This window comes from Algoriphagus lacus (assembly GCF_003583985.1).
Lineage (GTDB): Bacteria > Bacteroidota > Bacteroidia > Cytophagales > Cyclobacteriaceae > Algoriphagus > Algoriphagus lacus.
Genome location: NZ_QXML01000007.1, coordinates 1 through 12,473 on the forward strand (window position 1 = coordinate 1; position 12,473 = coordinate 12,473).

Genomic DNA, 12,473 nt, shown 5'->3' on the forward strand with positions numbered 1-12,473 from the left:
AGTTAAGCCCTGCAGCGCCGATGGTACTGGGGTTACACCCGGGAGAGTAGGTCGCCGCCACATTATTCAAAACCCAGCTCATAAAGCTGGGTTTTTTGCGTTTTATACCTTCGGATTTTTTATTCCTCAGGAATTATTAATCTCATTTTTCATATTAGGATTATTGTTGCAGTTTTGCAGCAAAACTCAAGTTGATGGCTGTATTACTAAAAAACCTCAGATTGATTCAAGATGGTGTCATTTTGGAACCCAAAGATTACTCTATTGAAAGCGGTCTAGTTGAAGAGGTTTTGAAATCAAATTCAGATGTCTTCTCTACCGTCATTGACTGCGCTAATCTTCTTGGGTCAAAAGGCTGGATTGACCTTCGGTGTGGAATTGGAGAGCCCGGGCAGGAGTATCGAGAGACAGTTGAAAGTTTATGCCAAACTTTGACTTCCAGCGGTTTTTCTGAGGCATTGATCATGCCAAATACCGACCCCGTGATCCAGTCTAAGAATGAGGTGGATTACGTTCTTAACAAAGCCAAGTCATTTACCTCACAATTGCATGTGATGGGAGCAGTAACAAGGAACGCAGCTGGTGAAGATCTAACTGAAATTCTGGATATGCATTTTCAGTCAGGTCTGAAATTTTTTGGTGATGGAATTAAAACTCTTTCTAATTCTGACCGATACATGAAAATCCTTCAATATCTGCAGAAGTTTGATGGAATTCTTTTTGATCATGCCTATGATCCACTTCTAGGAATATTCGGACAGATGCATGAAGGATTGATTTCTACCAAACTTGGGATGAAAGGAATTCCAAATTTGGCAGAAGATGTTGCGATCCAGAGAAACCTTGAAATTATTCGTTATACCGGTGGTAGAGTCCACTTCCAAACTGTAAATACCCCGAAAGGAGTTGACCTAATCCGAAAGGCTAAGGCGGAAGGATTAAAAGTTACTGCCGACGTCTCGATTTATCAGTTAATTTTCTCAGATGAGGATTTGGTTACCTTTGATTCAAATTATAAAGTAAAACCTCCATTTAGAAGTCAGAAGGAAAGAGAGGCCTTAATTGGAGGGTTGAAGGATGGAACAATCGATGCGTTAGTATCCAATCACCAACCTCAGGATTTTGACTCTAAATTTGCTGAATTTGATTTGGCATTTTTTGGTATGGCGGGCTTGCAGACCTTTTTGCCTGCTTTGGTAATGCTATCCAAGGAATTAGGCTGGGGACTTTTGATCGATAAAATAACCGCAGGGCCGGCAAAAATTATTGAAAGTTCAGTTGATTCTTGGACCATTTTTTCTCCCGAAGAAAAGTGGCTTTACAATGAAAAGAGTAATAAATCATTGTCAGCAAATAATCCTTGGTTTGGAAAAGAACTTCAAGGCAAAGTAAAATATGTCATTCAAAAGGGCCAATTAATCGTGGTCAATGAATAAATACTTAATTACGGCTTACCAGTTTGGTACCTTGGGAGGGATACTCAGTGTGGTTTCATTTTATTTTCTGTCATTTTTAAATCCAGACCCCACAAATCTTAATCTCATCTTTGGCTATTTCTTAGTTCCAGTTTCGCTCTTTTTGTCCATAAAATTCTTCAAAGAGTATTCAAATTCAGGCTTTCTTTCCTTTGCTGAGGGAATGACAGTTGGATTTGTTACTTATTCACTCATGGCGATTTTATCCACCCTTGGAATTTGGATTATTTTGAATTTTTCTCCGGATTTTTTCGCTGTTATCAAGGATGTCAAATGGGGAGTGTTGATGGAAAATAAGGAAACCATAGTAGCTCAGGTAGGAGAGGATTCGTTTAATACCACAGGTGAGAATCTCAAAACAATGACTCCTTGGGATATTGCGCTGAATGACGGACTTTGGAAAGTCATTCCAGGAATGTTTTTTAGTATTATTATTTCAATTATTTTAAGAAAAAATCCTAACTAATTCTTTTATGGAAGAGCAAGAATCTCCTTTTCAGGCCTCGGTTAAACCAGGTCTTACCATTGGCTTGGTTACATTGGTACTAACTTACATCGCGTATTTTATTGACTCCAGTTTATTGGCATCAGCGTGGTTCGGCTTAGTTGCATTAGTGGTGTTTTTTGTGTTGATCATTTTTTTTGGAAAACAGTACCGATCCGATTTAGGAGGATTTATGAGTTTTGGAACAGCTTTTAATTTTAGTTTCATAACCATGATCATATCGGGGCTGGTAACTCTAGTGGGGCAAATTTTGCTTTATCATGTAATTGATCCCTCTCTTCCACAAGTTTTGGGTGAGCTTTCCTTTGAAGCAGGTCTAAATATGATGGAGAGTTTTGGCCAAAATCCTGACGATCTTGCCCCAGAAATGCTGGATGAAATGAAGGCCAATGCCGAATCCAATTATACATTGACAGGGCAATTGAAAAACTTTGGATTTGGTCTGATAGCTTATGCGATTATTGCCTTAATTTTGGCAGCAATCCTCAAAAAGAGAGATAAGTCTCTCGAATTCTAAACTATGACTCAGATTTCCGTAATAGTTCCTGTTTTTAATGAAGAGGAATCTTTGCCAGAATTGACTCAGTGGATTAGCCGTGTGATGAATGAGCACGGCTTTTCTTATGAAGTAATCCTTGTCAATGATGGCAGTACGGACCGTTCATGGGAAGTAATTCAAAAAGTTTCTTCTCAAACCCCCCATCTAAAAGGCCTCAATTTCACTCGGAATTATGGAAAGTCTGCCGCCTTGGATGCGGGCTTTAGACGGGCTATAGGAGAAGTGGTCATTACTATGGATGCTGACTTGCAGGATAGTCCTGATGAAATTCCCGGCTTGTATGAAGCGGTGATTAAGGAAGGACTTGACGTAGTTTCCGGTTGGAAAAAAGAGCGTCACGACCCAATTTCAAAGACAATTCCCTCCAAATTTTTTAATGGAGTAACCCGATGGATTTCCGGTATTCAGCTTCATGATTTCAATTGTGGATTGAAAGCTTACCGAAATAAAGTGGTAAAAAACATTCATGTCTATGGAGAAATGCATCGCTATATTCCGCTGTTGGCCAAATGGAATGGCTTTGGGAAAATCGGGGAAAGAGTAGTTCAGCATCAGGCGAGAAAATACGGGTATTCCAAGTTTGGATTGGAGCGATTCTTAAATGGATTCCTGGACTTAATCACGGTTTCCTTTGTTCATCGGTACAAGAAAAAGCCCATGCATTTCTTTGGTCTCTTGGGAACTGTATCATTTATGACTGGCTTTGTCATTACTGCCTGGTTGATTTTTGAAAAGATATATGGATTGAGCAAGGGATTGAAAGTCCGGGAGGTCGTTGATCAGCCATTGTTTTTCCTTGCCTTAGTCGCTTTAATAATAGGAGTACAACTCTTCGTCACAGGTTTCATTGCGGAATTGATGACGTCCAATCAATCCAAAGAGATCGAGTATAAAATTGACGAGGAGCTCAACTTTGACTTTTGATGTTTTTTTCGGTCATCATACCGGTTTATAATCGTCCATCGGAGATTTTTGAACTTCTTACAAGCCTGAAAAATCAAACCTATTTTGATTTCGAGGTGATTTTAGTCGAAGATGGTTCTTCCATCAAGTCGGATCAGGTTGCTGCTCAATTTGAGTCAATATTGTCAATTCGATACTTTTTTCGAAAAAACCAAGGCCAGGGGTTTGCCCGAAACTTTGGTATGAATCAAGCGAAGGGAGACTTTTTCGTTATCCTTGATTCGGATGTGATCCTTCCTCCTGATTATTTGCGTGTTTTAAATGATGCAATTCACGAAAGAAAATTGGATGCATATGGAGGTCCTGACGCTGCAGCTGCTGATTTTTCCAATTTGCAGAAGGCGATGGATTTTGCCATGACTTCATTTTGGACCACCGGTGGTATCCGGGGGAAGCTTAAAAATCCGTCAAAGTATCAGGCAAGAGGATTCAATATGGGTGTTTCAAGAGCCCTTTTCGAAAAAATAGGTGGATTTGTGGATCCAAATCGTGGTGAGGACATCGAATGGAGCATCCGGATCAAAAAATCAGGCTTTAAACTGGAACTGATTGAGGAGGCTTTTGTGTATCACAAACGAAAGAACACACTATGGTCCTTTGCAAAACAGGCATTTTCTTTTGGTCGAAATCGGGTAAATGTCTCCAGATTTCACCCGGAAGCAATTAAGCTAGTACATTGGCTACCGACCTTTTTTTTACTGTTTTTGATTTCAATAATTCTGAATGCGCTCTTTTTTCACTTTTTGTTAATCCCCCATCTACTCATTTTGGGAGTTTGGGCCGGGTTGGTAATCACTACTTCCAGCTGGAAATATCAATCGATATTAGTTGGAATTTTGGCCTTGTTGACTTCCATAATCCAGCTTTGTGGATATGGAGCAGGTTTAGTAGTCGAGCTTTTTAGAAAGGGTGTTAAAAATTAATTTCCTTTCCTGCAGACGAAAATCACCTCGTCTGATGCTAGTGCATATCGCTTTACTTTTTCCGAATCAAGGTGTTTTACAAATTGATTCTCTTCAATCTGAAGCCCTGATTTGCGGAGTCGTTGGGCATAATCCTTACCAAACTTTCTCACGTGATCGCGCTGTCCAAAGAGTTTTTCCCTTTCGGCTGGTTCGGTAATTGTCTTGTCCTCGATGGTCTTTTCCAAGTTGTAAACCGGCGATTGGAGGATTCCCCAGCCAGTGGGTTTTAGTACTCGGTTGAATTCGGAGCAGGCCAATAGGTCATCGTCCACATGTTCCAAAACATGGTTGCAAAATACTACGTCAAACGTGTTGTCCGGGAAAGGAATGGAATGAACGTCCATTTTCACTTTGGCCAAAGGTGATTCAATGTCGGCAGTAATGTATTCCAGATTAGGCAGGGCTTCAAATCGCTCAATAAAGCAATGCTCCGGAGCGACGTGGAGTACTTTTAAATTGGCTGAAAAGAAGTTGGTCTTTTCCTTCAAAAACAGCCACATCAGACGGTGTCTTTCCAAGGCTAGACAATTAGGGCAAAGCGCATTTTCCCGCGCAATCCGTCCATAGGGGAGAAATTTTTTGTATTGACTGCGGCAGACTGGGCATTCCACTTCATTCCCTTTGTTGAGTTGAGAAAGAACTTTCATCACCAGAGGGCTTATTTTCTGAAGAATTGGCCGTGGTATGTAGCGTATGACAAAGCTGATGATGGATTTCATAGGGATCAAAATGCTGTCGCAAGTTACCAAAAGCGAAATAGATCGGATAAGCTTTTTCTATTGTGCGGGAATTTTGTGTTTGTTCAACTGGATTCCGATTCGCTTTGGGTGGATTTAGGAAGCCTTCCTGCTTTTTTTAAGGCTTCGCGAATGATCCATTCCAGCTGTCCATTGGTACTGCGAAATTCATCCTCCGCCCATTTTTCCACTGCCTTCATCATTTTCTCGTCCAATCTCAGTGCGAACGGTTTTTTAGCTGCCATAAGATTGGGATTTGAATGAAGCAAACTGTTCTAAGGCTTTCTTGGCTTCTTCAGGCTTATGTGTACCTAAAAGGAATTTTTTATTTCCGGTTTTCACCAATATACCGTGTCTTCCTCCGGTGGTGTATGACCAAGAGTTCAAGTTCCATTTGATTCCCCATCCTCCATATTCCAGGAGTCCATTGTATTCGATTAGTTCCATAGAATCAATGTCTTCGAATTGGTATTTTCGCTCACGAATGATCGGGTAAAAGCTAAATTTTAAGCTTTCAGAATCGATCCTGATTTTTAATTTTAGATTAAGCAAAAGTGCAAAAACCAGGAAGAGAATTACGAGAGGAAGAGCCTTACCCCAAGATTCTGTTGGCTTTGAGGATTCAATAAAAAACAATTCCCAGAGGGAAATAGCTGTCACGCCTACTAGGACAGCCCAAATCCAAATCTGTTTAAATCGTTGGGTCTCTTTGAATACGTATTCTGACATCAATTCACTAGTTTTTCAGCTCTCCACAAGTCAATCACAGCCTCAAATTCTTTTGGTTTTTTGGTTGTGAGAACCAGTTTTTTTGCACCCGATTCAATCTCAATTACATGGTCTGCAAAGTAAATGTAGGCCTTGGTTTTTCCGTAAAACCTTAGCCCGATACCTCCATAGTCCGGGAATCCATCTTTTTTTTGAATTGAAATGGACGAAATATCCTCCTTCCTAATCTTTTTCCAATTGGTCTGAAATGGAAAGTTCCGATAAGAAAAGCTATACGGGTCAATCCGTGTTTCCAAAACTAGACTCATCATCAATATGAAGGTCAATGGAATGAGTGTTCCGACGGTGGCAAATGCTATCCAACCCCCATCACCAAGCTTTCCATTGAAGTAAAGCAAACTGATCAATAAAAGGGTAGGGAGTTCCAGCATGATGATCCCATACATCAGGACCGTACCACGGAAACTTTGTTGCTCAATGACCACCATTGGAAATTATTGGTTTAGCGTCCCTACATTCAGAACCGGACTAGCGCTTCTGTCCGAGCAAAGTACTACCATCAGATTGGAAACCATAGCGGCTTTCTTTTCCTGATCAAATTCAATGATATCTTTCATTTTCAAGTCGGCAAGGGCCATTTCCACCATTCCCACTGCACCTTCGACTATCTTTTGTCTTGCTGCCACAATAGCTGTTGCTTGCTGTCGCTGAAGCATTGCTGATGCGATTTCTGAGGCATAAGCTAGATTTGAAATCCGAGCTTCGATTACTTTAATTCCTGCTTGCAGTAGCCTTTCTGCAATTTCTTTTTCCAATGAATGGTTGACTTCTTCCACACCTGAGCGAAGTGTAATTTCCGAGTGATCGTCATCAAAGTTGTCATAAGAGAAAAGCCCTGCCATCTTCCTTACTGCTGCATCGGTCTGCAAGTGGACAAAATTTTCATAATCTTCCACATCAAAAGTGGTTTTGAAGGTGTCTTCGACTTGCCAGACGACGATTGTGCCAATCATCACCGGATTACCGATTTTGTCATTCACCTTGAGTGGTTTGTTTTCAAAATTTCTGACTCTTAGGGAAATCTTCTTTTTGGTCATAAATGGATTCACCCAAAAAAAGCCATTCGCTTTTACAGTTCCCTTGTATTCGCCGAAGAGCAAAAGAACCATGGCTTTGTTGGGGTCTACAATGAAGAAACCAGCTAAACAAATGATGGACAAAAGCAAAACCATACCGCCTACTATAGGAAGCGGCAAGGCTTGAGTAAAAAAGAAAATGGAAGCGGCGATTCCGGCCAAAGCCAAGAAAAGAATTAAATAGCCAGATGAGGGTTTGATGACTTTTTCCATGTTAATATGATGTTAAAATGATATCATATTGAATTACGTAAAAAGAATTTTCATGTTCAAGTTTGGGTAAAAAAAATCCCCCAAAACTTTGGAGGATTATTAGTTAAGAGTTTGAACTTTATTTCTTTTTGAAAAGAGAGTCTACAAATTCTTTTCTGTTGAAAATCTGGAGATCGGTCATTTTCTCGCCCACACCAATGTATTTCACCGGTATTTTAAACTGGTCCGAAATGCCAATTACGACACCTCCTTTTGCTGTTCCATCTAATTTGGTGATGGCCAAAGCAGAAATTTCAGTGGCTTTGGTGAATTCTTTGGCCTGTATAAAAGCATTTTGACCGGTGGAGCCGTCCAAAACCAGTAAGATCTCATGAGGTGCATCAGGAATGAATTTCTGCATCACGCGTTTAATTTTGCTCAGCTCATTCATGAGATTAACTTTTGTGTGAAGCCTACCTGCTGTATCAACAATCACTACATCTGCACCGCTGTCCAGCCCTTGTTTCACTGCGTCAAAAGCCACTGAGGCTGGGTCTGTGTTCATGCCGTGGGATACCACAGGCACTCCAACTCGGTTTCCCAAAAGGATCAATTGATCCACAGCAGCAGCCCTAAACGTATCGGCAGCTCCCAGTACGACCGATTTACCAGCATTTTTAAAAAGATTTGCCAACTTTCCGATTGTAGTGGTTTTTCCGACTCCGTTTACTCCGACCACCATGATTACATATGGTTTTTTATTGGCTGGAATGTCAAAATCAAGTAGATCTTGAGTATTGTTTTCTTCCAGAAGTGAGGCGATTTCTTCCCGGAGAATGGTGTCCAGTTCGGCTGTGTTGAGGTATTTGTCTTTTGATACCCGCTCCTCAATTCTCCGGATGATTTTGATCGTGGTTTCCACTCCGACATCGGAAGTGATGAGTATTTCCTCCAACTGATCCAATACATCCTCGTCAACTTTAGATTTGCCAACAACTGCCTTGCTGATTTTTGAGAAAATCGATTCGCTGGTTTTCTGTAATCCCTGATCAAGGCTTTCTTTTTTATCTTTTGAAAAGAAACCAAAGATTCCCATGCTGCTATGTTTTAAAAGTGAAATATAATGAAAAAGTCCCTGCCGGCTTTAGACCAGAGGGACTTGACTGCATTACGATGCGCGTGGCAAATTATTTTTTCAACGTGTCCTGTACTGCTGCGGCAGGGACCATTTCTTCTCTAAAGGTGTAAGCACCGGTCTTTTCAGACTTTACGGCACGAATAACTTTGGCGTAAGACACGCCACCTTCTTTTTTCAGGGTTGCTACTACTTTCTTAGCCATTTCTTGATTGTTTTAACAGGATTGCTCCCGAGCTAAATTACTTAATTTCTTTATGAACAGTTACCTTCTTTAGGATTGGGTTGAATTTCTTCAATTCCAATCTTTCGGTGGTATTTTTTCTGTTTTTGGTAGTGATATATCTGGAAGTACCTGGCATGCCTGAGTTTTTGTGCTCAGTGCATTCCATTATCACTTGTACTCTATTTCCTTTCTTAGCCATCTCTGTGTTGATTTAAGGGACTGTGACTTTGATTATCTGATTACAATCATGCCTTTTTCCTGCGCTTCTTTCAAAACTGCAGTGATGCCTTTTTTATTGATTGTCTTCAATGCTTTTGTGCAGACTTTCAAAGTGATCCATGCGTCTTCCTCAGGAACGTAGAAACTCTTCTTGTGAAGATTTGGGTAAAATCTACGCTTGGTTTTGTTGTTTGCATGGGACACATTGTTACCTACTCGAGGTCTTTTTCCGGTTATGTCACAAACTTTTGCCATGATTTCGTATCGTAAAATGAATGCGTTTCTGTAATGAGTCTGCAAATATCGGAACTTTTTGGGAATTAACAACAAAGGCTTTTAAAAATATTCCCTCTTTTCCTTAGCTCTTTGGATAGGGACAATGCTTGCACCCGCTTCCGCAGCAATACCCTCTTTTTAAGTGGTATTTCGCAGTAAAAACCATAAGGCCTTGGTCATTGAGGTAATAGTCCTCCTCGGTTAATTTGGGGAATGGCTTCTTTTCCTGTTTCATGTATTGGCCTTAAGGCAATTGCTATATTTGGGACTTGTAAGTATTAAAAAACCGTGTAAAAATAACCAAATCATGGAAACCATCACTTCCAGTAACCAAGCAATCGAACTCGAGGACAAATATGGAGCTCATAATTACCATCCTTTGCCGGTGGTTTTGGCTCGAGGGGAGGGTGTTTTCCTCTGGGATGTAGAAGGAAAACGGTATTTTGATTTTCTTTCCGCCTACTCAGCTGTCAACCAAGGTCATTGCCATCCGAGGATAAAAGAAGCTATGATCGAGCAGATTGGGACACTAACTCTGACCTCTCGTGCTTTTTACAATGATATGCTTGGGCCATTTGAGAAATACATCACCGAATACTTCGGATTTGATAAAGTCCTTCCCATGAATACAGGTGCTGAAGGGGTTGAAACAGCCATAAAACTTGCCAGAAAATGGGGCTATGAGCGTAAGGGAGTTGTTGAAAATCATGCGAAGATTATTGTTGCTGAGAACAATTTTCATGGTCGAACCACCACAATCATTTCTTTTTCAAATGATTCAAATGCACGAAAGAATTTTGGCCCTTACACTGATGGATTTATTCGAATTCCTTACAATGATATATCTGCTCTGAAACAAGCCTTAAAAGAAGATGGTGTAGTAGCATTTTTAGTAGAGCCCATCCAGGGTGAAGCCGGTGTTTATGTTCCTGACAATAACTTTATTCGATTGGCAAAAGAAGCCTGTGCATCGGAAAACGTTCTCTTTATCGCTGACGAAATCCAAACAGGAATTGCAAGAACTGGGTCCCTTCTTGCTGTTTGTGGCAACTGTACCTGTGAGGGTCCCTGTGAAAGACAGGATACGTATACCAAGCCTGATATTTTGATTCTGGGAAAGGCGCTTTCAGGAGGATTTTACCCGGTTTCCGCTGTATTGGCTGATAATCATATAATGGAAGTAATCAAACCAGGTCAACATGGATCTACTTTTGGAGGTAACCCGCTCGGGGCAAAAGTAGCAATGACTGCCTTGGAAGTTGTTCGAGATGAAAAGCTAGCCCTAAATGCCCGCAAACTGGGAAGAATGTTTCGTGAGCGAATGCAAATGGTGGTGGATAAATACAGAGTCGCCAAGCTTGTAAGAGGAAAGGGCTTGCTCAATGCAGTGGTGATCAACGATACTCCGGAAAGTAGCACTGCGTGGGAGATTTGTATGAAACTAGCTGAAAATGGTCTTTTAGCAAAACCGACTCATGGGAATATTATTCGATTTGCCCCACCGTTAGTGATGACTGAGGAGCAGTTGCATGAGTGCTGTGATATTATTGAGGGAGTTTTCTCCCAATTTGAAAAGTAAATTTAAGGCTCTCCCTAGGATTAAAACAGAGAGCATAACCTATGCTTGCCAGTGAGAAAAGCAGTTATATTCGATATGGATGGGGTCATTTGTCACACCAATCCCTTTCATTCCCAAGCTTTCAAAATCTTCTTCGAAAAACGGAATCTGTTCCCGACTGAGGAAGAATTTATGCTTCACATGTATGGTAAAAACAATGGATATATTTTGAGCCATTTTTTGGGAAGGAAAATCGAAGGTCAGGAGCTTCTTGACTTGGAATTTGAAAAAGAGAGTCTTTTCAGAGAAATCTATCAGCACCACGTCGATCCTATTCCGGGGTTTTTGGAGTTTTTTCATGGATTGCGAAAAGCAGGATTAAAAACCGGTGTGGCAACCTCAGCTCCTTTTGCCAATATGGAGCTGATTGCCGGCAGGTTGGACCTTTTTCCTCATTTGGAATCTGCCCTCGCCAGTGAGCATGTAAGCAAGCATAAGCCCGACCCTGAAGTTTATCTCAAAAGCGCATTCAATCTTCAGGTTGATCCTGAAAACTGTATAGTTTTTGAAGATTCATTCTCAGGAGCTACTGCAGGGTTGAATGCCGGAATGAAGGTGATAGGTGTCCTGAGTAGCCATCGGAAGGATGAATTACCGGAGTGCCATTATTACATCCAAGACTACAGAAGTCTAAGTTTAGATCAAGTTTTAAGTTTGTTTCCTTAATTCATTATGCAAAGAAGACCCCGAAGAAACCGCAAATCTGAATCCGTTCGCAACCTGGTTGAGGAAACCAGTGTTTCTGTAAAAGACTTAATCTTCCCACTTTTTCTGATTGAGGGGCAAAAAAAGCAAGTCGAAGTCAATTCCATGCCAGGCATTTATCGGTATTCGATTGATCTCATGCTGAAGGAAATCGAAGAGTGTATGAAGTTGGGAATAATGTCTTTTGATGTATTTCCCGCCTATCCGGAATCATTGAAAGACCAAATTGCATCTGAGAGTTACAATCCCGAGACGTTTTACTTAAAAGCACTGAAAGAAATCAAAAGGAAATTCCCAGAATTATGCTTGATGTCGGATGTTGCCATGGATCCTTACAGCAGCGATGGGCACGACGGATTGGTGAAAAACGGAAAAATTCTCAATGATGAAACATTGGCAATCCTAGGAAAAATGTCTCTAGCTCAGGCAGAGGTAGGGGTGGATATTTTAGGCCCCTCTGACATGATGGATGGAAGAGTTGGTTATATCCGTAATCTTTTGGACGAAAATGGCTTTAAGGAAACTTCAATTATGTCTTACACTGCTAAGTATGCGAGTGCATTCTATGGTCCGTTTAGGGATGCGTTGGATTCTGCTCCAAAATTTGGGGATAAAAAAACCTATCAGATGAATCCTGCAAATTCCAGGGAGGCATTAATTGAAGCCGATCTGGACTTGGAGGAAGGTGCTGATTTTCTAATGGTCAAGCCAGCCTTGTCCTATTTGGATATAATCAAGCTTTTGAGTGATAATTACCCCGTTCCAATTGCTGCTTATAACGTTTCGGGTGAATATAGTATGGTAAAAGCTGCTGCAGCCAATGATTGGCTTGATTCTGAACGTGCAATGCTCGAAATTCTGCTTTCAATCAAAAGATCGGGTGCGAAAATCATCTTGACATACTTTGCAAAAGAGTTTGCTAGGCTCCAAAAATAAAAAAGGTTTAAAAAAGAAGTAAAAACCCGGAATTTTCCGGGTTTTTTGTTTTTCATGGTTATAATTAAATCTTGATTATCTATTTGTAATGGATCTA

At 40.7% G+C, this 12,473-nt stretch carries 19 protein-coding genes; 9 read left to right on the forward strand and 10 right to left on the reverse strand.

Annotation, left to right across the window (positions count from 1 at the left end; genetic code table 11):
• From D0X99_RS20615 to D0X99_RS13955, 6 genes are all read left to right on the forward strand, one after another.
• Positions 1–268, forward strand: a 268-nt coding sequence (locus tag D0X99_RS20615) for a hypothetical protein (protein ID WP_233553726.1), incomplete at its 5' end; no start/stop codon positions are given.
• Complete coding sequence (locus D0X99_RS13935; RefSeq protein WP_119478464.1) at positions 195–1,436, forward strand: dihydroorotase; 1,242 nt, start codon at positions 195–197, stop codon at positions 1,434–1,436. The genes D0X99_RS20615 and D0X99_RS13935, both read left to right, overlap by 74 nt.
• Positions 1,429–1,941, forward strand: coding sequence for a DUF4199 domain-containing protein (locus D0X99_RS13940; protein WP_119478465.1), 513 nt, complete (start codon positions 1,429–1,431; stop codon positions 1,939–1,941). The genes D0X99_RS13935 and D0X99_RS13940 overlap by 8 nt, the downstream gene beginning before the upstream one ends.
• Before the next feature lie 7 nt (positions 1,942–1,948).
• Positions 1,949–2,497, forward strand: coding sequence for a DUF4199 domain-containing protein (locus D0X99_RS13945; RefSeq protein WP_119478466.1), 549 nt, complete (start codon positions 1,949–1,951; stop codon positions 2,495–2,497).
• Positions 2,498–2,500: 3 nt separating this feature from the next.
• A complete protein-coding gene (locus D0X99_RS13950) occupies positions 2,501–3,463 on the forward strand; it encodes a glycosyltransferase family 2 protein (protein WP_119478467.1) in 963 nt (320 codons plus the stop codon).
• Positions 3,463–4,425: a glycosyltransferase gene (locus tag D0X99_RS13955; RefSeq protein WP_119478468.1), complete on the forward strand. Its 963-nt coding sequence runs from the start codon at positions 3,463–3,465 to the stop codon at positions 4,423–4,425. The genes D0X99_RS13950 and D0X99_RS13955 overlap by 1 nt, the downstream gene beginning before the upstream one ends.
• Here D0X99_RS13955 and D0X99_RS13960 read toward each other — a convergent pair.
• The 10 genes from D0X99_RS13960 to D0X99_RS20420 form a co-directional block, all read right to left on the reverse strand.
• Positions 4,422–5,186 (reverse strand): class I SAM-dependent methyltransferase, encoded by a 765-nt coding sequence (locus D0X99_RS13960; protein ID WP_119478469.1) that lies wholly within the window; start codon positions 5,184–5,186, stop codon positions 4,422–4,424. The two genes, D0X99_RS13955 and D0X99_RS13960, sit on opposite strands and share 4 nt — an antisense overlap.
• Positions 5,187–5,269: 83 nt before the next feature.
• Positions 5,270–5,449 carry an Arc family DNA-binding protein gene (locus D0X99_RS13965; protein WP_119478470.1) on the reverse strand — a complete coding sequence of 60 codons (180 nt, stop codon included), beginning with the start codon at positions 5,447–5,449 and terminating at the stop codon, positions 5,270–5,272.
• Positions 5,439–5,933 (reverse strand): hypothetical protein, encoded by a 495-nt coding sequence (locus D0X99_RS13970; RefSeq protein WP_119478471.1) that lies wholly within the window; start codon positions 5,931–5,933, stop codon positions 5,439–5,441. The genes D0X99_RS13965 and D0X99_RS13970 overlap by 11 nt, the downstream gene beginning before the upstream one ends.
• On the reverse strand, positions 5,933–6,421 hold the full coding sequence (locus tag D0X99_RS13975) for a hypothetical protein (protein WP_119478472.1): 489 nt from the start codon (positions 6,419–6,421) through the stop codon (positions 5,933–5,935). Before D0X99_RS13975 ends, D0X99_RS13970 begins: the two co-directional genes overlap by 1 nt.
• Before the next feature lie 6 nt (positions 6,422–6,427).
• Positions 6,428–7,282 carry an SPFH domain-containing protein gene (locus D0X99_RS13980; RefSeq protein ID WP_119478473.1) on the reverse strand — a complete coding sequence of 285 codons (855 nt, stop codon included), beginning with the start codon at positions 7,280–7,282 and terminating at the stop codon, positions 6,428–6,430.
• Positions 7,283–7,400: 118 nt separating this feature from the next.
• Positions 7,401–8,357: a signal recognition particle-docking protein FtsY gene (gene ftsY / locus D0X99_RS13985; protein ID WP_119478474.1), complete on the reverse strand. Its 957-nt coding sequence runs from the start codon at positions 8,355–8,357 to the stop codon at positions 7,401–7,403.
• Positions 8,358–8,448: 91 nt separating this feature from the next.
• Positions 8,449–8,601: a DUF4295 domain-containing protein gene (locus D0X99_RS13990; RefSeq protein ID WP_119478475.1), complete on the reverse strand. Its 153-nt coding sequence runs from the start codon at positions 8,599–8,601 to the stop codon at positions 8,449–8,451.
• A 37-nt stretch (positions 8,602–8,638) separates the two neighbouring features.
• A complete protein-coding gene (rpmG, locus tag D0X99_RS13995; RefSeq protein WP_009036148.1) occupies positions 8,639–8,821 on the reverse strand; it encodes a 50S ribosomal protein L33 in 183 nt (60 codons plus the stop codon).
• A gap of 32 nt (positions 8,822–8,853) precedes the next feature.
• On the reverse strand, positions 8,854–9,096 hold the full coding sequence (gene rpmB, locus D0X99_RS14000) for a 50S ribosomal protein L28 (RefSeq protein WP_119478674.1): 243 nt from the start codon (positions 9,094–9,096) through the stop codon (positions 8,854–8,856).
• 103 nt (positions 9,097–9,199) lie between these two features.
• A complete protein-coding gene (locus tag D0X99_RS20420) occupies positions 9,200–9,352 on the reverse strand; it encodes a DUF5522 domain-containing protein (RefSeq protein WP_158587707.1) in 153 nt (50 codons plus the stop codon).
• Positions 9,353–9,424: 72 nt separating this feature from the next.
• Here D0X99_RS20420 and rocD point away from each other — a divergent pair, with 72 nt between their 5' ends.
• The 3 genes from rocD to hemB are packed head-to-tail and all read left to right on the forward strand — an operon-like array spanning position 9,425 to position 12,376.
• Positions 9,425–10,696 (forward strand): ornithine--oxo-acid transaminase, encoded by a 1,272-nt coding sequence (gene rocD / locus D0X99_RS14005; RefSeq protein WP_119478476.1) that lies wholly within the window; start codon positions 9,425–9,427, stop codon positions 10,694–10,696.
• 51 nt (positions 10,697–10,747) lie between these two features.
• Positions 10,748–11,401, forward strand: a complete 654-nt coding sequence (locus D0X99_RS14010; protein ID WP_119478675.1) for an HAD family hydrolase — start codon at positions 10,748–10,750, stop codon at positions 11,399–11,401.
• A gap of 6 nt (positions 11,402–11,407) precedes the next feature.
• The gene (gene hemB / locus D0X99_RS14015; RefSeq protein ID WP_119478477.1) at positions 11,408–12,376 is read left to right on the forward strand and encodes a porphobilinogen synthase; all 969 of its coding nucleotides are present in this window, start codon (positions 11,408–11,410) and stop codon (positions 12,374–12,376) included.
• Positions 12,377–12,473 lie beyond the last annotated feature (97 nt).

Bases quoted from the DNA above. Each gene is read 5' to 3' on its own strand.
- D0X99_RS13935 (WP_119478464.1), top strand. From the start codon at position 195: ATGGCTGTATTACTAAAAAACCTCAGATTGATTCAAGATGGTGTCATT.
- D0X99_RS13940 (WP_119478465.1), top strand. From the start codon at position 1,429: ATGAATAAATACTTAATTACGGCTTACCAGTTTGGTACCTTGGGAGGG.
- D0X99_RS13945 (WP_119478466.1), top strand. From the start codon at position 1,949: ATGGAAGAGCAAGAATCTCCTTTTCAGGCCTCGGTTAAACCAGGTCTT.
- D0X99_RS13950 (WP_119478467.1), top strand. From the start codon at position 2,501: ATGACTCAGATTTCCGTAATAGTTCCTGTTTTTAATGAAGAGGAATCT.
- D0X99_RS13955 (WP_119478468.1), top strand. From the start codon at position 3,463: ATGTTTTTTTCGGTCATCATACCGGTTTATAATCGTCCATCGGAGATT.
- D0X99_RS13960 (WP_119478469.1), bottom strand. From the start codon at position 5,186: ATGAAATCCATCATCAGCTTTGTCATACGCTACATACCACGGCCAATT.
- D0X99_RS13965 (WP_119478470.1), bottom strand. From the start codon at position 5,449: ATGGCAGCTAAAAAACCGTTCGCACTGAGATTGGACGAGAAAATGATG.
- D0X99_RS13970 (WP_119478471.1), bottom strand. From the start codon at position 5,933: ATGTCAGAATACGTATTCAAAGAGACCCAACGATTTAAACAGATTTGG.
- D0X99_RS13975 (WP_119478472.1), bottom strand. From the start codon at position 6,421: ATGGTGGTCATTGAGCAACAAAGTTTCCGTGGTACGGTCCTGATGTAT.
- D0X99_RS13980 (WP_119478473.1), bottom strand. From the start codon at position 7,282: ATGGAAAAAGTCATCAAACCCTCATCTGGCTATTTAATTCTTTTCTTG.
- ftsY (WP_119478474.1), bottom strand. From the start codon at position 8,357: ATGGGAATCTTTGGTTTCTTTTCAAAAGATAAAAAAGAAAGCCTTGAT.
- D0X99_RS13990 (WP_119478475.1), bottom strand. From the start codon at position 8,601: ATGGCTAAGAAAGTAGTAGCAACCCTGAAAAAAGAAGGTGGCGTGTCT.
- rpmG (WP_009036148.1), bottom strand. From the start codon at position 8,821: ATGGCTAAGAAAGGAAATAGAGTACAAGTGATAATGGAATGCACTGAG.
- rpmB (WP_119478674.1), bottom strand. From the start codon at position 9,096: ATGGCAAAAGTTTGTGACATAACCGGAAAAAGACCTCGAGTAGGTAAC.
- D0X99_RS20420 (WP_158587707.1), bottom strand. From the start codon at position 9,352: ATGAAACAGGAAAAGAAGCCATTCCCCAAATTAACCGAGGAGGACTAT.
- rocD (WP_119478476.1), top strand. From the start codon at position 9,425: ATGGAAACCATCACTTCCAGTAACCAAGCAATCGAACTCGAGGACAAA.
- hemB (WP_119478477.1), top strand. From the start codon at position 11,408: ATGCAAAGAAGACCCCGAAGAAACCGCAAATCTGAATCCGTTCGCAAC.